A 17,310-nucleotide genomic window follows, 5' to 3' on the forward strand; every position below is an offset into this window, starting at 1 on the left:
GTGAGAATGTTGCAAAGATAGCAAAGAAACGATATGTTTTTATGGAAACCCAAGAAACACCTTTCCAAAACATATATGATTTGAATGCAAAACACCTATGCTTTGAATGCAAAACATAGGTGTTTTAAAATAAGTATAGTTGTTTACCACGGAGTGATTGTCACGTTACGGAATTGTACTTCCTTGCCTTCGCTTTGCAGTCCGATGTAACCTTCCTTTACCTTGTTTGTCCCGGTGTTCTGGTAAACGCCATTGATATAGACCGTGATGACACCGTTTTTTACGAAGATATTAGCTTCATTCCATTCACCGGCAGGCTTCTCGCTGTCTTGATTCGCCTTCTGGATTTTCGGGAAAGAGGGGCGGGGTTGGCCTGGCTTATTCTGGTATTCAGTCAGATCCGAACCGCCGAGCAGGACGAAATCACCGGCATTATCAAGCATCAGGTTGCATTCGATACCGTTCGGAAACGGGTTTTTCGGCTCTTCAATTAGCAGGAAGATACCGCTGTTCGCCTTTTCCTTGCCGTTTGGCCAGCGATATTCTACATGTAGTTTATAATCTCCGTATTTTTCTTTCGTGTACATGTATCCGAATGGCTGTCCTGTGATGTTGATGACACCGTCTTTCACGGAATATACCTGTTCGGCTGGGACGGAGTTCTTATCGACAACGAAGTTCCAGCCGGAAAGGTCTTTTCCGTTGAACAGCTTGGTTGTTTTCTGTGCACTCGCGTCACTTCCGAAACACAAAAAGGCGGCAGCTACTACTGCCATCGATAACATTCTTTTTTTCATGGTCTTATAATATTAATTATTTATACGATTAATCAACAATAAGTTTACGGTAACGGACACGTTTTGGTTCCACGTCGCCCAATAATTTGCGCTTGTACTCTTCATACTCCGAATAGGAACCTTCGTAGAACACGACATTTGAATCCCCTTCGAACGAAAGGATATGCGTACAGATACGGTCGAGGAACCAACGGTCGTGAGAAACGACGACCGCACAACCGGCGAAGTTCTCCAATCCTTCTTCGAGTGCCCGGAGTGTGTTCACATCAATATCGTTGGTCGGTTCGTCGAGCAGCAACACATTCGCCTCGGCCTTCAGCGTTAGAGCCAGATGCAGGCGATTCCGTTCACCACCGGAGAGTACGCCGCAAAGTTTTTCCTGGTCGGCTCCCGCAAAATTGAATTTGGAGAGGTAAGCGCGGGAGTTGACTTCCTTGCCGCCTACGCGGATGAACTCCTGTCCGCCGGAAACAACCTGATAAACGGTCTTCTTCGGGTCGATATCTTTATGTGTCTGGTCTGCATAACCGACCTTTACCGTTTCGCCCACTTCAAAAGAACCTTTGTCGATACTTTCCATTCCCATGATCATCTTGAACAGTGTAGTCTTACCTGCTCCGTTCGGACCGATCACGCCGACGATTCCGTTCGGCGGCAACATGAAATTTAGGTCATCAAACAACAGTTTGTCGCCAAATGCTTTTGCTACATGCTGGGCCTCGATCACCTTGTTCCCTAAGCGCGGACCGTTCGGGATAAAGATTTCCAGTTTGGCTTCGCGTTCTTTCTGGTCTTCGTTCAAAAGGGCTTCATACGAATTCAGACGGGCCTTACCTTTTGCCTGACGAGCTTTCGGGGCCATGTTGATCCATTCTAGTTCGCGTTCCAGTGTCTTACGGCGTTTACTTGCTTGTTTCTCCTCCTGTGCCATACGTTTAGTCTTTTGATCCAGCCAAGAAGAGTAGTTTCCTTTCCAGGGAATACCTTCTCCGCGATCCAGTTCCAGAATCCATCCGGCCACATGGTCGAGGAAGTAACGGTCGTGCGTGATGCAGATAACCGTACCCGTATATTGTTGTAGATGTTGCTCCAACCAGTCGATCGACTCAGCATCCAAGTGGTTGGTCGGTTCGTCCAGCAACAGGATGTCCGGCTGTTGTAACAGCAAACGGCAGAGAGCCACACGGCGGCGTTCGCCTCCCGACAGCGTATCGACCACCTGATCTTCAGGAGGACAGCGTAAAGCGTCCATCGCTCTTTCTAGGCGGCTGTCGAGGTTCCATGCATCAGTTGCATCTATCTTATCTTGTAATTCGGCCTGCCGGTTGATCAGTGCGTCCATTTTGTCTGGATCTTCGAGTATTTCGGGATCGCCGAATTTTTCGTTTACTTCTTCATATTCTTTGAGGGTGTCCACAATATTTTGTACGCCTTCCTGTACGACTTCCTTTACTGTTTTGCCCGGTTCCAGTTTCGGTTCCTGCTCTAGATATCCGACGGAATATCCGGGTGAGAATACTACTTCTCCTTGGTATTCTTTTTCGACGCCGGCAATAATTTTTAGCAATGTAGATTTACCAGAACCATTCAAACCAATGATCCCGATCTTCGCTCCATAGAAAAAGGACAGGTAAATATTTTTCAATACTTGTTTTTGAGGCGGAAAGACTTTACTCACGCCTACCATCGAGAAAATAATTTTCTTGTCGTCTGCCATGTTTCAAATTGTGTGTATTTATATGATCATTTTTCTTTGTGGACAAACTTACATAAATATCTTCATAGTTTATATATGTCCGGATGAAAATAGCGTGTATTTTTATCTTTCCTGCGTTCCTTCGTCTGCAATCTTAAGGGGCATGATTACTTGTTATGTATCGGCTTACTGCAAAACGCAAATGCATATCCTCCCCCCAGAGTGTCTCCAAAAAACGTTTTCAAAGGGATTATTAAGTAATTTTCCTGTCTCAAAACGCTTTTTCTTTCCGGCATATTTTTCTCGGAGGATAACTCGTCATTTACAGTCGTTTTCATCAATTGCTTATCCATAAGAGTTTCCAAAGTTTTACCGATGACATCGAAACGCAAAGCGATAGAATTTGTTACCCGTATCATGGGATTCAGTTGTTCTTCCTCATAGTGACGGATAAATCGGATAATATCATCCTGTCCCTTATTTATTTTCGCCAGTTCCGATTTTACGGATTTAGGGGCTTCGGATGGGTTGGATAGACTGTTTGCTTATCTCCGATGCGAGGATATATTTTTGTCATCATAACTTGATTCGCTTTAATAGTGTTTACTTTTTAGATAAATGATAGATTGAAGTGCTAGCAGAATCACAAACAGGTATTCTGCCGTCAAGTAGAGGGATAAAGATGCTTTTATACAGAAGCTCAACCAATAGAGGTACACTAAATACACACAGGTGGTTGTCACCTGAAACAGAAAGGTGATTTTGTTTTTTCCTGTTCCCCCGACAGCATTAAGATATACATAGCCAGGTAGTGCAAACGTGTAATTCAATATCATCACCACGAAAGGAGCAAATGCTAATTCTATCAATAGCTCATTATCGGTGTAGAAACTGACAATCCAACGGTTACAGAGCAAAGCTACTACTACGAATGGGATGCCAACGGCATAACCTAATTTCAGAACCTTGTGACAGATCGGGAAAAGCTCGTTTCTCGCTCCTGCTCCAATAACATTACTCACTAATGAACCCGTAGTGACAGCAAAGGAATTGGCAATTACGAAAAAGATTGCCGATACGCTTCGGGTGATATTGGAAATAGCCAACTCTGTTTTCCCTAAATGCTCGATTGCTACGAAAAATAGAAACCAAGGGGCTACGCTGATAAAAGCATGGAGCATACTCCACACAGACAGATTCAGGACTTTGATAAGTAACCGTCCATCATACACGGGCTTCAATCCGTATTTGTCTTTGTCAATCTTCGCTTTTGTGTAGATACAAAGTACAATCAAAGAACCCATTTCTGCTAAAGATGAAGCGATGGCTGCTCCCGAAATGCCTAATTCCAGTGTAAATATTAAAAAGTAGTTCAGCGGCATATTAATCGTCACCGCAGTAACAGCCGACCACGATAAGGCTTTCGTGTGCGTTATCCCAACGAAGAAAGACCGGATAGCCAGAAAAGGAAATGAGAACAACAGCCCGAAGCTGCGCCAGTCCAAATAGTGGATTACAGCCTGATAAATCTCCGGTGAGGAAATTAACCGTTTCAATAGATAAGGAGAAACGGCATGAATCAATAGGCAAAGCAAGACGGCTAATCCCGATAAAAAGAATAGCCCCTGAAAGAAAGTCTTTCCTGTTGCCTTGTAATTCTGCTCCCCGTTTCTGCGGGCAATCATCACTTGAAGTCCAATACTAAACCCGAAGCCCAGCATATAGACCGCCAGATAATAAATTCCGGCAATAGCGGATGCTCCCAATTCCACCTCACCTACGTGACCTAAAAAGACAGCATCCGTTATATTGATTAACTGCTCCATTAAGATGCTCATCATGATCGGAAAGTTGATGAGCCATATTTGTCTATATGTATAATTCATTGCTCAACTGCAAAATAGCACGATACGAACAGACCTGCATAACATGGTCTGCCAGCTCGTAAATTCATAAATAAAAGGATATAAAATCTCTGTGGCAAATAAATCGTTATTTGTCAAATAGCTGAATAGCTTTCTTGAAAGGGGCTATTCGCAGGAGCGTAGCTATATACAGAGTTTCATAAGGAGTGAATACTATTTGTGAGTTGATATAGCGCAAATGTATGAAAAATTAAGAAATTCAACCGATTAATTCATGGATTTCTTTTATATGCAGGTGCAAATGTCCCAAATATCCTTCTATCATTTCTTGTAGCGTGACCTTTGTTCCTGTAAAGTCGCACCAGTAACTATCCAGTCTGTTCTTATCTACCGAGTTAATTACTTGGATGATGTGCAGATTGTAACACCTCCATAACTGGATTAAGTTAGCCCAGTCTGCATTCTGATAATCTTGTAAAGCTATCCACAAGTCATTATCCTGTGTATAATCAGGGAAGAAAAGCAGGTCTTTGCTATATTGCAACCGAACCATGCGTTGGTGATTATTGGATGCCGAATCAATCAAGTGACCGAGAATCTGCTTGATGGTGCGATTCTGCGTATTTCGCCTTTGTGTGATAACCTCTACAGGCAGGCTACTTAACAATTTCTCTTCTGCTTCAATAACCTGTGCAATGCCAGCGGTTATATGTATAAAATTACTTTCTTGTATAACTTTCTAATTTTAAATACTTCTGCAAAAGTAAGTTCTTTGCCTATCATCCACTTGTAAAAAACTGACTTTATCACAAATGACTACGCACGGCTATGCGATTTAATAACATTCAGCCTGCAACCTTCGGAAAAGAATGTAGAATATAGAGAACGGGAAGATAGATATTGAGTAGGCGAACAACCTGTAAACTCTTTAAAGTCTTTCACCAAGTGCGAAGAATCATAAAAGCCACACGAATAAGCCAAGTCTACGAACTCTATTCCCGGATGATTCTGCAACAGATACAGTGCCCGCTGAAAGCGAACTACTCGATAATATTCTTTAGGGCTCATTCCTACATAGTTGGAAAATACTCGCTTGAATTGCCTATATCCCAAACAAGCACTTTCAGCAAGGGTATTCACGTCAATTTGCGGTTGATTGATGATTTGACGGATAGCGTGATGCGTTCTTTGGTAGTTACAATTTGCATCGACCAACCGTTGCATAAGGAAGCGTTCAATCAACCGGATGCAGGTTTCAACGGCTGGTTCGGCAGAAATATTTCGTTTCAGGTGATTCAGTTCAATATCTTCCAAATCTTCTACATCTATATAATGGTTGTAAAACTTATTCATAGAACATTGCACAAATGAATTTAGCCCCAGAGGATGAAATATAACAGCAATCATATCAATATTTCCCACTGAAATCAAACTTCCATAAGTTGAGAACTGTCCCCGAATGAAATTCTTCGGCTGTAAACCTTTTGATTGGATATTCAGATTCTCACCCCGATGGAATAGTCTGTATCATTACTGGCTCTACTTCATCGGTCTTTAACGCCCAATAGTATTTAATGTATTGGGAAAGTACAGGTGACGGATATAAAATCTTGCTTTCTCTCATCGTTATTTCGTTAATCTGCTATGCGCATGGCGGTAAATATAGAGGTTAATCCCCGCATGACAATAAAGTAAGCCGAAAATTTAGATGAATGGTGTGTGTTTTGTTCCGCTATATGTCAGCGTTAAACGGTGCATTGCCCTTGTTACCGCCACATATAGCATACTCCGGTCGATTTCCGAATGATAATTCCTATCATCCACCTGTGGTATAATCACCTCATCGAATTCCAAACCCTTTGCCATGTGGGCAGAGATGATAACAATACCCTGCACAAAAGCCGAACTTTGGCTTGATAGGAAATTAATATCAGGAATTTGTAATTTATCTGCCATCTCACGGGCTTGCGATTCGGTTTTGCAGATAATCCCCAGCGATTTATAGGCGGATGCCTGATAAGTGACAATTAATTCTTTAATAGCAGATAGTTCTTCTTTCTCATTATTAAATTGTAATACTTTCGGTTTCTCTCCATGCCGTGCGACTGGTTCAAGATCGGTATTTATCCGTATTTTCTGTGCAAAATCTGTGATCTCGCAAGTAGAGCGGTAACTTTTGCATAGCTTCATCACTTCACCTGTGACAAGAGCTTTCTGAATCATATCCGTAGTAGACGAGCCATAAGGATTGACCGACTGGCTGGCATCGCCCAACACCGTTTTCCGACAAGGGAATAGCTTTTGTATTACCTTATACTGGATTGGAGAATAATCTTGCATTTCATCTACCAGCAAATGTTTAACATCATTCTTTGTACCACCATCTAAAGCGATATGCAGATACGCCATTGGTGCTAAGTCAGCATATTCAAGTGTGCGATTCTACCGCATTTTAAACAGTTCCGGCTTACCTGCCCATGCGAAGAAATCTTTATAGACTTGCAGATCATTGTTTCCGGCAAACATTCGCTTAATCTCTTTCTTTAGGAAATTCCGTTCGGTAGTCGTCACAGTGAAAGCGTACTGTACTTTCATCATATCGAGAATATAATCCGTCATTGCCTCAAATCGCTGGCGCATGGGATAGCGGTTGAAACGGTGGAATTGCTCTTCGATAAATTCAGCCGGGACGGTGATATGTTTGGTTAGCTTCACATCCTCTGCTCTAAAGTAGTGGTTTTCGATGTGCAGAATGAAGCGATCCAGACTGGCGATGAAGTCGAAAGAGGATTTATATTCGATTCGCTTAATAAAGTCCGATATTGGTTTTGTCAGTAGTTCATTCACTTGCTTGAAAAAGCTAAGATATTTGTATTTGTGATTCAGTACTTCGGAAAGTACCTGCTCCATGCTGGTTTCGGGTACGGTTTCTTCGCCCAGTTCGGGCAGGACATTGGAAATGTAATCGGCAAACACCTTGTTTGGAGAAATAATCAATATGTCTTTTGAATAGATTTTACTCTGAAAAGCATACAGCAAATAGGCGATGCGGTGTAGGGCAATAGAAGTTTTGCCCGAACCTGCCACACCTTGAATGATGAGCGTTCGGGCTTCCTCATTACGGATAATTCGGTTTTGTTCTCGCTGGATGGTGGCAACAATGTTCTTCATCTTATCATCCGCATTAGCACGTAAACAGGGATTACCGTACAGTTCTCGCTCTTCTCTTGAAAGTCGATTCGTCCGAAGTAGGGGATATCCACTATTTTGGCAAGCCGTCGGCGTTTGTCAATTACACTTTCGCCTATGGCAAAATGATTCAGGATACTTTCACGCATGGAACGTATCTCATGCGGATCAATATCTTTATTGTTCCAAAGGTAGTCCTTGTACTCTGCCAATGTATCTACATGGTCTTTCACGGACACATCGGTATGGCTGATTATCTGCTTCAACCGATTGATTATTTGCTGCAAATAGCTTCTTTCTTGCTTCTCTGTTTGATTGAATACCATAGTAATTTATTGCTAAAGGATGAAAATAGAGTCAAAACGGTGCGCAAAATTACTGCAATCGAGTAGGATAGGAAATGGCTATTTATAGCTATATATCCATAAGTTTTGTATCTTTGCATGCTCAAAATGAACGATATGGATATTCTTGAACTTGCCCTACATAATCAGCAAACCGCTTGGAATATATTGGAACATACCGGTATTATCCCGGCATGGGAACGTATTGGGGCAACCGTTCATTTGGTAGGCTCACTCAAATCCGGTCTGTTGGCAAAGAGTAGGGATATAGACCTGCATATATATACCGATACATTGGATATTGCAGCCAGCTTTTCTGTGATGCAGGAACTTGCCGAACAGCTCTCTTTAAAGGAAATCCAATTTAAAAATCTAATTCAGACAGAAGAAGAGTGCATCGAATGGCACTCCATCTACGAAGATGAGGACATGAACACGTGGAAGTTCGACATGATTCATATTCGTAAAGGCTCAAAATATGATGGTGTGGTAGAAAAAGTAACTGCTGCCATAACGAACCGACTTACTCCTGAAATCAAGAATACTATCCTTCAAATTAAATTCGATGTGCCGGATGGGGTACAGATTCCCGGCATAGAAATCTATCATGCTGTTTTCGTGGGTGGAGTTCGTAGTTACGAAGAACTGGAACAATGGAGAAAAACCAATCCGCTAACAAATAGCTTGGATTGGTTGCCATAATCAATAGAGAATACCGAAACTTTCTGCCCGGTTGATGGCTTCGATCACATTATCGACATTCAGTGTTGCCAATATATTCTTGCGGTGATTGTTCACCATGTAAATACTAAGGTTCAGTTTATAAGCAATTTCCTTGCTCAAAAAGCCCTGTCGGATTAATAAAAGTATTTCCTTTTCCCGCTTGATTAATTGTTGGTCTGCCGGAACAACTGCCGATGCAAGTATCTCACCCGTCTTCCGATTAATAATCGTTCGCTTAATTCGCTCCATAGGTGTTTGGTCAGGTGAAAGATCCATCACTCCCATAATCATCCACGCCTTTCCGTTCTTGTCTTTCTGAATCACTTGGTGGCGACTGATAACATTCACATATTCCTGCTGGGCATTCAGCATACGAATTTGGAATATCTGCTGATAATCATTCCTCTGTTCCTGCGGAAGTGAATAGATGAACTATCCGTGTTCAATCTGGTGTTCGATGAGTTGCGTCCGGTCGTCAGGGTGAATCCGTTCCTCCTGCAAATCGCCCTGTTTACGAATAGTCTTTATCCATATAGGGTTATATCCGAAGATAGTCGCAAAGTTATCGGATGCAAAATCGTATCGTTCTTTGAAAACATCTACCGTAAAGATACAACTCTGGCTCATTTGTGAGAATGCCTGTATGGAGGCCCTGCGTTCATTCCACGAATCATAGTCCACATCTAGCGGGCTGATCTGCTGTCTTGCCCATAATTTTTCGGGAGTTATCTTATTGGTAGTCATGTAGCAAAGATAAGCGATAAATCTTTTCGTATCTCTATTTCCATTTGACTTTCTATGTAAATACGTTCAAAAAAAAGAATATCCTATGAGTATATTCCAAATGAATTGAGCCAGAGATAGACAGGATATACCACTTTCAGACAGTTTTGAAAACGGCTCTTGATTCTATTTTCATTTGCCGATGAAAATAGAATCAACACGTTTTATAAACCATTAAAAATTAAAAGTATGGAAGTAGTAACCATTGAAAAGAGAACCTTTTCGTATGTCTGCGAACGATTCACCGAGTTTGCAATAGAAAGTTTGTGCAGCACTCATATCCAGAAAGTAGAAAACTGGCTGGATGGATAGTCAGGAAGTGTGTCTGTTGTTGGGCTTTAGTAAACGAACACTGTAATATTACCGTAGTAGTGGACGGCTGGCTTATTCTCAAATCGGCAGCAAAATTTATTATAAGTCTTCCGATATTGAAAGAATTATTGCGAACAGTGAAACACAAAATCAATCACCCAAACAAATTATGCCTTATGAAAAGAACTAAAGAAGATTACCCGTCTTTCAACCTATTTTTCATTGTCGGCACATGGGAAAGTGTTAATTTGAATCCCACGGTTATCATCTATTGGAGCGACAAAGAGTATCTCTTTTCTATTATATATGTATCGGAAACTACCAAACAGGCTTCACCCGCTACTTATGAGATACAGCAAGATGGTAGCCAGTATTTTATTGCCATTGCGTCTAAACGGCTCTATATAGATTATGATTCGGCAAAAGATATACTTAGTATTTCATCGTTGGGTGACTATCTGCGCAACTAATCAGCCATCTAGCCATCTTGAAATCAATATTTCAATAAAACAATCTTTCAATCATGGAACTAATAAATAAAGATACCCCACAAGTCAAAGAATTTATTTCTTCGCTCGATTCGATGCTGGACAGCATTGAATCTATTGTCAAACATTACAAGCCCCACCTTAACGGGGAACGTTTTCTTTTTAATAATGAGGTTTCCAAGAAACTAAATGTCAGTTTGCGAACCTTGCAGGTGTGGTGAGATACAGGACTAATCCCCTTTATCCAGATAAAAGGTAAAATCATCTATCGCCAAAGCGATATTGATAAACTGCTTCAAAAGCACTACTTTGAAAGCTGGAAAGAGTAACCTGCCAAGCCCAAAAACATTGTTTTTCGGAATTTAATTTGAATCATTGACTTTTCCAGTGAAGTATTTAGTCTGTGCAAGTCTTTAGATGAAAATACGCTCGAACATAGTGAGAGGAAGATTTTCATCTAAACCGAAGGCTCGGACTTGAACAGGCTAAATACGGAACTTACCTTTGTCAATGCTTCATATTGAGTTCTGGAAAACTTACTATAAAAGAAAAGGATTGAGAAAATGAAATTCATTCTTCCCAATCCTTTTTCAATATTAGCTACTATTTTTATTATATAGCCAATTCCGACAGGCAGCTATTTACTTTTTGCATATCCTTGAAAATATTCTGATCCAATACCCTTGCATAGTGTTTTGTTACGCTTGTATCTGCATGACCTAACATCTTAGCAACATTCTCCATACTCACGCCATTTGCAAGGCAAATGCTTGTGGCATAGCTATGACGGGCTGTGTAAGTAATATTTAGAAATGCAATAAAAAACAGAATGACGAGAATTAAACGTAAAACGTTTATAATTAAGCATTTTTCAAGAATTGCAGAACAGACATTCCTGCAAAGGACAACAAAATATTGCGACGTTTCAGTTACCAGACTGTTAGCCGCCTGTTTCGGAAACAACGGCAGGTAACCGAATTTTTACCGATAGGAACAAAGCGGATTTGTATTCACTGTTTATCAATGTTTTGCATGCCAAAGGACGCTTTTCAAAGGAGTATTTTTACAACCTAAAAAGAGCGTTATGAAAGTGGAAAAATTCAAGGTGCTGCTCTACCTGAAAAAGAGCGAGCCGGACAAGACCGGCAAGGCCCCGGTCATGGGACGGATCACCCTCAACCGCACGATGGCGCAGTTCAGCTGCAAGCTCTCCTGTACCCCCGGGCTATGGAACGCGCGTGAGAGCCGATTGAATGGCAAGAGCCGGGAAGCGGTGGAGACCAATGAAAAGATAGAGAGGCTGCTGCTTGCCGTACACTCGGCCTTCAATTCCCTCATGGAAAGGAAAAAGGATTTCGATGCCGCCGCGGTCAGGGACATGTTCCAGGGTAACGCGGGCATGCAGATGACCCTGCTCAAACTTCTCGACCGGCACAACGAGGAGATGAAGACCCGTGTCGGCGTGGACCGTGCGCCGACGACAATGTCGACCTACGTGTACACCCGGCGCACCCTTGCCGAATTCATCAAAACGGAATTCAAGGTCTCGGACCTCGCCTTCGGACAGCTCAACGAGCAGTTCATTCGTGACTATCAGGATTTCTGCCTGGAAAAGAAGAGACTGGCGATGGAGACGGTGCGCCATTACCTGTCCATCCTGAAAAAGATCTGCCGGATCGCCTACAAGGAGGGGCACTCGGAGAAATACCATTTCTGCCACTTCAAGCTGCCCAAGCAGAAGGAGACAACACTGAAAGCACTCAGCCGTGAGAATTTCGAGAAGCTGCGTGATCTGGAGATACCGGAAAAACGCAGGTCACATGTCATCACCCGAGACCTCTTCCTCTTTGCCTGTTACACCGGCACCGCCTATGCCGATGCGGTAAGCATCACCCGGGAGAACCTCTTCACGGATGACGAGGGCAGCCTCTGGCTGAAATACCGGCGAAAGAAGACCGACTACCTCGGACGCGTCAAGCTGCTGCCGGAAGCACTCGCGTTGATCGAGAAGTACCGTGACGATACCCGCACCACCCTCTTCCCGCCGCAGGACTACCACACGCTCAGGGCAAACATGAAATCCCTGCGCCTAATGGTGGGGCTCAGCCAGGACCTTGTCTACCACACAGCAAGATATTTAAATTTTCTTTTCTAATTGAAATACAGATAATTACATGTTTATTCCTCTTGGTCAGGTAACGATTTAGAAACGAGCGAACTACATATATTTGCCTTATTTTGCATTTAGTTAAAAGAACACCCTATTTCTCTACAAAGATAGTGCCTTTTTATTTATTAGCTATTTTTTCTTACCATAATTTCGATAACTAACCTATATAACCCTTGTAGCCCTCAGTTTATTATCTCTGCTTAATTATTCTAATTCTGCTTCAGAACGTTCGCTGGCCGAAGCATTGGAAAAACAGGACCTGTTCATCAACTCCACACTGGCACTACTCGTCTACAACATTTTGTAGAAAATGTTCCGAAACGGTATGATCAAGCATAACGAGCTGTACCTTAATCTGAAAATCATGAAGGTGAATCCGATAATCATATAGACAGATCTGTTATGCAATTTTTTCTTTAGTTATTTATTAAGGGGCAGTCTAGTGTTCTTTGAAAACTAGAAAACACTTCTTTTGCTCGGAAGGAAAGAGTTCAGGCAATGGTCTTTCCATTTCGAACATTTTATTTTCTGCGTGGTAAGATATTCTTTGGTATTAACCCTGACACTCCGTTTCAAGTTTTCGCTTAATATACAGAACAAGGTCTTTTATTATGTTACTAAAGTAATGTCTTCATGGGATAAAAATAATTAAAGCATCTTTTATCAATCAAGAATAGTTTAGCAGGAGATATACATAACAGCTGGAAGCTTTTTGAATTGCTTCCGGTTTTTATTCCATATGTTAAACTAATAATTGATTATTTATGACTAGTGTAAAAGTAAAATTCACTCCTTCATCCGTTATCCTTAAAGAGGGATCGGTTCATTATCAAATAATTCATCATTGTAAAGTACGGCATATCCGCACCGGTTACAAACTGTTTCCAAGTGAGTGGATTTCTGCTTCCGGTGAAATCAATGTCTCGGCAGGAAGTGGAGAAGGCCGAAAAAGCTATCTTGCCGCATTAAAAAATCAAATTGATAAAGACCTTTTCCGAATAAAGAAATGCATCAACCGATTGAATCAGGAAGACAGCCCTTTCACTGTGGACCGTATAATAGAACTTTACACTGTTCCTGAAGGGAATTGCACTTTCCTTTTATATGGAAAAGAACTGCTGGTAGAATTGAGGCAGATAGGTAAGGTACGCACAGCCGGCACCTATCAGAATGCCTTGAACAGCTTTGAGCGGTTTCGGGGACACCGGGGCGATATCCCATTGGATGAACTGGATTCCAATCAGATGATAACCTATGAAAGCTGGCTCAAAGGAACCGGTGTCTGTCCGAATACCAGTTCGTATTATATGCGTAACCTCAGGGCCATTTATAACCGGGCCGTGAGTGAAGGGCTTGTTGTTCAACGAAATCCCTTCAAGCATGTCTATACCGGCATAGACAAAACAAAGAAACGGGCGGTTTCCCTCAGCGTGATTCGAAGAATACGGGATTTGGATCTTAATAAGAAGTCTCTCATTTTTGCCAGGGACATCTTTATGTTCAGTTTTTATACACGTGGAATGTCCTTTGTGGATATGGCATTCCTGAAAAAGAAAGACCTCCAGAATGGAATCCTGACCTATCGGAGAAAAAAAACCGGTCAGCAATTGTTTATCAAATGGGAAAAGCCCATGCAGGAACTTATTGATAAATACAATACCTCTGAAACTTCCTACCTGCTACCAATTATTCAGAACAATGGTGTGGACGAATGGCATCAATACCAAAATGAAGCGCACCGTATCAACAGAAATCTGAAATACATTGGCAAACAAATAGGTTTAGGTATTCCACTTACCACCTATGTTGCGCGCCATGCTTGGGCCAGCATCGCTCAAAGTAAAAATGTTTCTTTGCCTGTTATCAGTGAGGCACTGGGACATGATTCGGAGCAAACCACCCGAATTTATCTTGCCTCTTTAGACACGTCTATTGTAGACAAGGCGAATAGTCTCATTTTGATGTCTATATAAATAAATACCGAAAAAGGTACATATCTTCTTAAGAGAAGTATATTTCGTTTGCAAAAGTACGAAAAAAATCTAAAAATCAAGGCATAAAGTGAACTTTTTTTACTACTTATTTTTAAGAATCTTCAACATAATGCGTAAAATGAAAAACAATCATCCCCATATATCCTCTAACATGACTTTGTTTATCAAGTTATTATCGCTTTATAACTAAAAGATGTACTTCTCTTAAGAAGATAAAGTGACTATCGCTACTCTTTCAAGTTCATTATATAGATGTACTTCTCTTAAGAAGAGTAGTATGTTTTAGTATAAGTGAACACTTGCCTTTTAGAATAGCGATGCAAGGAATGATTAAAGGAATAAAAGATTCCTACTTTTGGAAAGTGTTTTGTAACTGCTTGATTATTAATAAATAGAATGATCGTGCAGGATTGGTGATATTTGCTTGAACTAAAGTATATCAATGGGAAATACTGAATACGCACAATGGTATGTTATGCGTGATTTAAAACGGTGTAATGCTAAAAAGCCGGCATACAAACAACTGCAAGAAGCAGGAGTAAAGGTATTTGTCCCCTTGAAGTGGCAAATCATTTTGCAAAAGGGCAAAAAGGTGCGTGAGAAAGTTCCGGTCATTCAAGATTTGCTCTTTGTTTATGATTCCCGTCAGCATTTGGACTCCATTGTGGAAAGAACCAAAACGCTTCAATACCGTTGGTTGAGGAATACGTTCCGGGAGCCTATGACTGTGTCTGATTTGGAAATGGACAGATTCATACAAGCCGTCAGCAGTTCCGATTCACCCCAATATTATTTGCCGGAAGAAATAACCCCTCAGATGTGCGGGCGCAAAATTCAGATTATAGGAGGCTCTCTCAATGGATATGAGGGCTGTTTGCTTAAAATACGAGGCAGCAAGATAAAACGCTTGCTTGTCGAATTAAAGGGTTATCTCGCTGTTGGTGTGGAGGTTCTTCCTGAATATATTCAATTTGTCTGATACGATATTTATGACTGTTATTTTAAATGTAATTGACAATCCTAGGGCCTTTTGGGTTGTCAATTCCTTGTTTGTATTCGCCTTGAGCGTATTTTGTGCCGGCGTCTTGATTCCACAAATCTTGTTGATATCATTTCGTAAGCGTCTGTTTGATGTGCCTGATGAACGGAAGATCCATCAGGGGGTAGTACCCCGTTTAGGAGGGATAGCCTTCAAACCGGTTGTCTTTTTCTCGGTGGCACTTGCTTTGGGACTCAATATGTTGTTGGGGTACGGTCAGCTTCTTGGTAATATCGGCAGTGAAAGCCGCCCGTTGGCATTCGGCTTCTGTACCATTATGATGCTTTATCTGGTTGGGATGGCTGATGACCTGATTGGTATCCGTTACCGTGCCAAGTTCGCCATACAGATTATTTGCGGATTACTGGTCATTGCAGGCGGGCTGTGGATCAATAACCTGCACGGTTTGCTGTTTATTCACGCTCTTCCTGAATGGATTGGATACCCCATTACCTTATTCGCCGTGGTATTTATTATCAATGCCATCAATCTGATAGATGGGATAGACGGATTGGCTTCCGGATTGTGTGGAGTGGCTATGCTTTTTTATGGATTGGTGTTTTTAAGAATAGGCGAATACATTTATGCCCTGCTCGCTTTTGCGACACTTGGAGTGCTCGTCCCCTTTTTCTATTATAACGTATTTGGAGATCCTGCCAAAAAGAACAAAATATTCATGGGTGATACCGGCAGCTTGACGATTGGTATGATGACTTGCATTTTAAGTCTGAAACTGCTTGACGGGGTTCCGGTAAATCCCTCTATGCAACAGCCTAATGCTTTCTTTTTAGCCTATTCACCGCTTATCATTCCCTGTTTTGATGTGGTACGGGTTTATTTGCACCGTGTGCGAAACGGAAAGAATCCCTTTTTGCCAGATAAGAACCATATCCATCACAAAATGCTTGCTGTTGGCATAAGACAGCGTACAGCTATGATTATCATTGTACTGGTATCTGTCTGTTTTACACTGTGCAATATTCTGCTTTCACGTTATATAAATGTAACCTTGCTTTTAATACTGAACATCTTTATATGGACCTTGGGTAATCTATGGTTAACCCGTAGAATCCATATAGCTCATTCGAAACTATAGTTTATATCAACATGAATTTTTGCAAAAATTTAATTGGGGCAATATTACTCCTGTTTTTAGGAGCTTGCTCAACTTCAAAAGAAGTCGCTTATTTTCAAGATTTACGTCCGGGCGAAAGCGAATTGGCGCTTACTGCTCCGGTAGAGATTAAGATTCAACCGAAAGACAAATTGTCTATTTTAGTCAACAGCCAGGATTTGCGCCTGACCAACCTGTTTAACTTGCCGATTGTTTCGCCACAGATCGGCATGGAGGGCTCTTCCGGTTCTAATCGTGGTGTGTCCGGTTATACGGTAGATTCCAAAGGGAACATTGACTTTCCCGTTTTGGGAGAAATCCATATAGCCGGTATGACCCGTGAAGAGGTGGCTACCTATATAAAAAAAGAGCTACAGTCGCATGATTTGATTAAAGACCCTGTTGTTACGGTAGAATATATGAATCTCAGCATAGCTGTAATGGGTGAAGTGAACAACCCCGGCCGTTTTAGTATCGACAAGGATAACCTTACAATCCTGGATGCCTTAAGCCAGGCGGGAGACCTCACTATCTACGGAAAGCGGGAAAAGGTATTAGTGTTGCGTCAAGAAGAAGGAAAACAACGGGTTTATGGAGTCAATCTTTGCTCTGCCGAGCATCTTTATACTTCGCCTGCTTATTATCTGCAACAGAATGATGTGGTATATGTGGAGCCTAATGCTACCAAAGCCCGTCAGTCTACCGTAAACGGGAACAATGTGCGTAGTACCTCTTTCTGGATTTCCCTGGCATCTTTATTGACCTCTATTGCTGTACTTATCGTTAAATAAAAAGA

General features: G+C 41.6%; 13 protein-coding genes and 6 pseudogenes. 10 read left to right on the plus strand and 9 right to left on the minus strand.

Features of this window, described 5'->3' with window-relative positions; all coding sequences use genetic code 11:
* Nucleotides 1-143: 143 nt before the first annotated feature.
* The 7 genes and pseudogenes from NQ542_RS04170 to NQ542_RS04200 form a co-directional block, all read right to left on the minus strand.
* On the minus strand, nt 144-797 hold the full coding sequence (locus NQ542_RS04170; RefSeq protein ID WP_005639429.1) for a 3-keto-disaccharide hydrolase: 654 nt from the start codon (nt 795-797) through the stop codon (nt 144-146).
* A gap of 28 nt (nt 798-825) precedes the next feature.
* The gene (gene ettA / locus NQ542_RS04175) at nt 826-2,514 is read right to left on the minus strand and encodes an energy-dependent translational throttle protein EttA (protein WP_005639431.1); all 1,689 of its coding nucleotides are present in this window, start codon (nt 2,512-2,514) and stop codon (nt 826-828) included.
* 308 nt (nt 2,515-2,822) lie between these two features.
* Nucleotides 2,823-3,023 (minus strand): annotated as a pseudogene (locus tag NQ542_RS04180) (BfmA/BtgA family mobilization protein); the annotation flags it as partial.
* A 63-nt stretch (nt 3,024-3,086) separates the two neighbouring features.
* Nucleotides 3,087-4,379, minus strand: coding sequence for an MATE family efflux transporter (locus tag NQ542_RS04185; protein ID WP_005639433.1), 1,293 nt, complete (start codon nt 4,377-4,379; stop codon nt 3,087-3,089).
* Between the two features lie 238 nt (nt 4,380-4,617).
* Nucleotides 4,618-5,091 carry a DinB family protein gene (locus tag NQ542_RS04190; RefSeq protein ID WP_036724003.1) on the minus strand — a complete coding sequence of 158 codons (474 nt, stop codon included), beginning with the start codon at nt 5,089-5,091 and terminating at the stop codon, nt 4,618-4,620.
* A gap of 83 nt (nt 5,092-5,174) precedes the next feature.
* Nucleotides 5,175-5,711 carry a helix-turn-helix domain-containing protein gene (locus tag NQ542_RS04195; protein ID WP_005649909.1) on the minus strand — a complete coding sequence of 179 codons (537 nt, stop codon included), beginning with the start codon at nt 5,709-5,711 and terminating at the stop codon, nt 5,175-5,177.
* Between the two features lie 351 nt (nt 5,712-6,062).
* Nucleotides 6,063-7,873, minus strand: a pseudogene (locus NQ542_RS04200) (HelD family protein).
* A gap of 126 nt (nt 7,874-7,999) precedes the next feature.
* Between NQ542_RS04200 and NQ542_RS04205 the strand changes: the two are divergent.
* Nucleotides 8,000-8,593: a phosphoglycerate mutase family protein gene (locus tag NQ542_RS04205; RefSeq protein ID WP_172676543.1), complete on the plus strand. Its 594-nt coding sequence runs from the start codon at nt 8,000-8,002 to the stop codon at nt 8,591-8,593.
* On the opposite strand, the pseudogene NQ542_RS17825 reads toward NQ542_RS04205, so the two are convergent.
* A pseudogene (locus NQ542_RS17825) lies at nt 8,594-9,358 on the minus strand (LuxR C-terminal-related transcriptional regulator). It lies immediately after the preceding gene.
* Nucleotides 9,359-9,586: 228 nt separating this feature from the next.
* On the opposite strand from NQ542_RS17825, the pseudogene NQ542_RS04220 reads away from it, so the two are divergent.
* From NQ542_RS04220 to NQ542_RS04230, 3 genes and pseudogenes are all read left to right on the plus strand, one after another.
* Nucleotides 9,587-9,899, plus strand: a pseudogene (locus NQ542_RS04220) (helix-turn-helix domain-containing protein).
* Nucleotides 9,886-10,179 (plus strand): DUF3876 domain-containing protein, encoded by a 294-nt coding sequence (locus tag NQ542_RS04225; RefSeq protein WP_005649906.1) that lies wholly within the window; start codon nt 9,886-9,888, stop codon nt 10,177-10,179. The pseudogene NQ542_RS04220 and the gene NQ542_RS04225 overlap by 14 nt, the downstream one beginning before the upstream one ends.
* 53 nt (nt 10,180-10,232) lie before the next feature.
* Nucleotides 10,233-10,526: pseudogene (locus NQ542_RS04230) on the plus strand (helix-turn-helix domain-containing protein).
* Between the two features lie 283 nt (nt 10,527-10,809).
* Here the strand turns inward: NQ542_RS04230 and NQ542_RS17900 are convergent.
* A complete protein-coding gene (locus NQ542_RS17900) occupies nt 10,810-11,076 on the minus strand; it encodes a site-specific integrase (RefSeq protein ID WP_370686462.1) in 267 nt (88 codons plus the stop codon).
* 205 nt (nt 11,077-11,281) lie between these two features.
* Here NQ542_RS17900 and NQ542_RS04240 point away from each other — a divergent pair, with 205 nt between their 5' ends.
* The 6 genes and pseudogenes from NQ542_RS04240 (at nt 11,282) to NQ542_RS04260 (ending at nt 17,305) form a co-directional block, all read left to right on the plus strand.
* Nucleotides 11,282-12,352: a site-specific integrase gene (locus NQ542_RS04240; RefSeq protein WP_005639464.1), complete on the plus strand. Its 1,071-nt coding sequence runs from the start codon at nt 11,282-11,284 to the stop codon at nt 12,350-12,352.
* A 238-nt stretch (nt 12,353-12,590) separates the two neighbouring features.
* Nucleotides 12,591-12,758, plus strand: a pseudogene (locus NQ542_RS17985) (PRTRC system ThiF family protein); the annotation flags it as partial.
* Nucleotides 12,759-13,131: 373 nt separating this feature from the next.
* Entirely contained in the window at nt 13,132-14,340 is a 1,209-nt protein-coding gene (locus NQ542_RS04245; protein ID WP_005639469.1) for a tyrosine-type recombinase/integrase, read from the plus strand.
* Nucleotides 14,341-14,803: 463 nt separating this feature from the next.
* The gene (locus NQ542_RS04250; RefSeq protein ID WP_005639473.1) at nt 14,804-15,340 is read left to right on the plus strand and encodes a UpxY family transcription antiterminator; all 537 of its coding nucleotides are present in this window, start codon (nt 14,804-14,806) and stop codon (nt 15,338-15,340) included.
* A 10-nt stretch (nt 15,341-15,350) separates the two neighbouring features.
* Nucleotides 15,351-16,496 (plus strand): MraY family glycosyltransferase, encoded by a 1,146-nt coding sequence (locus NQ542_RS04255; RefSeq protein WP_005639476.1) that lies wholly within the window; start codon nt 15,351-15,353, stop codon nt 16,494-16,496.
* An 11-nt stretch (nt 16,497-16,507) separates the two neighbouring features.
* Complete coding sequence (locus NQ542_RS04260; protein WP_005639478.1) at nt 16,508-17,305, plus strand: polysaccharide biosynthesis/export family protein; 798 nt, start codon at nt 16,508-16,510, stop codon at nt 17,303-17,305.
* Nucleotides 17,306-17,310 lie beyond the last annotated feature (5 nt).

The organism is Parabacteroides merdae ATCC 43184, assembly GCF_025151215.1.
Classification (GTDB): domain Bacteria; phylum Bacteroidota; class Bacteroidia; order Bacteroidales; family Tannerellaceae; genus Parabacteroides; species Parabacteroides merdae.

What these genes read in the sequence shown, in the direction of transcription:
- ettA (WP_005639431.1), bottom strand. Translation starts at nt 2,514, where the DNA reads ATGGCAGACGACAAGAAAATTATTTTCTCGATGGTAGGCGTGAGTAAA.
- NQ542_RS04240 (WP_005639464.1), top strand. Translation starts at nt 11,282, where the DNA reads ATGAAAGTGGAAAAATTCAAGGTGCTGCTCTACCTGAAAAAGAGCGAG.
- NQ542_RS04170 (WP_005639429.1), bottom strand. Translation starts at nt 797, where the DNA reads ATGAAAAAAAGAATGTTATCGATGGCAGTAGTAGCTGCCGCCTTTTTG.
- NQ542_RS04185 (WP_005639433.1), bottom strand. Translation starts at nt 4,379, where the DNA reads ATGAATTATACATATAGACAAATATGGCTCATCAACTTTCCGATCATG.
- NQ542_RS04255 (WP_005639476.1), top strand. Translation starts at nt 15,351, where the DNA reads ATGACTGTTATTTTAAATGTAATTGACAATCCTAGGGCCTTTTGGGTT.
- NQ542_RS04205 (WP_172676543.1), top strand. Translation starts at nt 8,000, where the DNA reads ATGAACGATATGGATATTCTTGAACTTGCCCTACATAATCAGCAAACC.
- NQ542_RS04195 (WP_005649909.1), bottom strand. Translation starts at nt 5,711, where the DNA reads ATGAATAAGTTTTACAACCATTATATAGATGTAGAAGATTTGGAAGAT.
- NQ542_RS04250 (WP_005639473.1), top strand. Translation starts at nt 14,804, where the DNA reads ATGGGAAATACTGAATACGCACAATGGTATGTTATGCGTGATTTAAAA.
- NQ542_RS04225 (WP_005649906.1), top strand. Translation starts at nt 9,886, where the DNA reads ATGAAAAGAACTAAAGAAGATTACCCGTCTTTCAACCTATTTTTCATT.
- NQ542_RS04245 (WP_005639469.1), top strand. Translation starts at nt 13,132, where the DNA reads ATGACTAGTGTAAAAGTAAAATTCACTCCTTCATCCGTTATCCTTAAA.
- NQ542_RS04260 (WP_005639478.1), top strand. Translation starts at nt 16,508, where the DNA reads ATGAATTTTTGCAAAAATTTAATTGGGGCAATATTACTCCTGTTTTTA.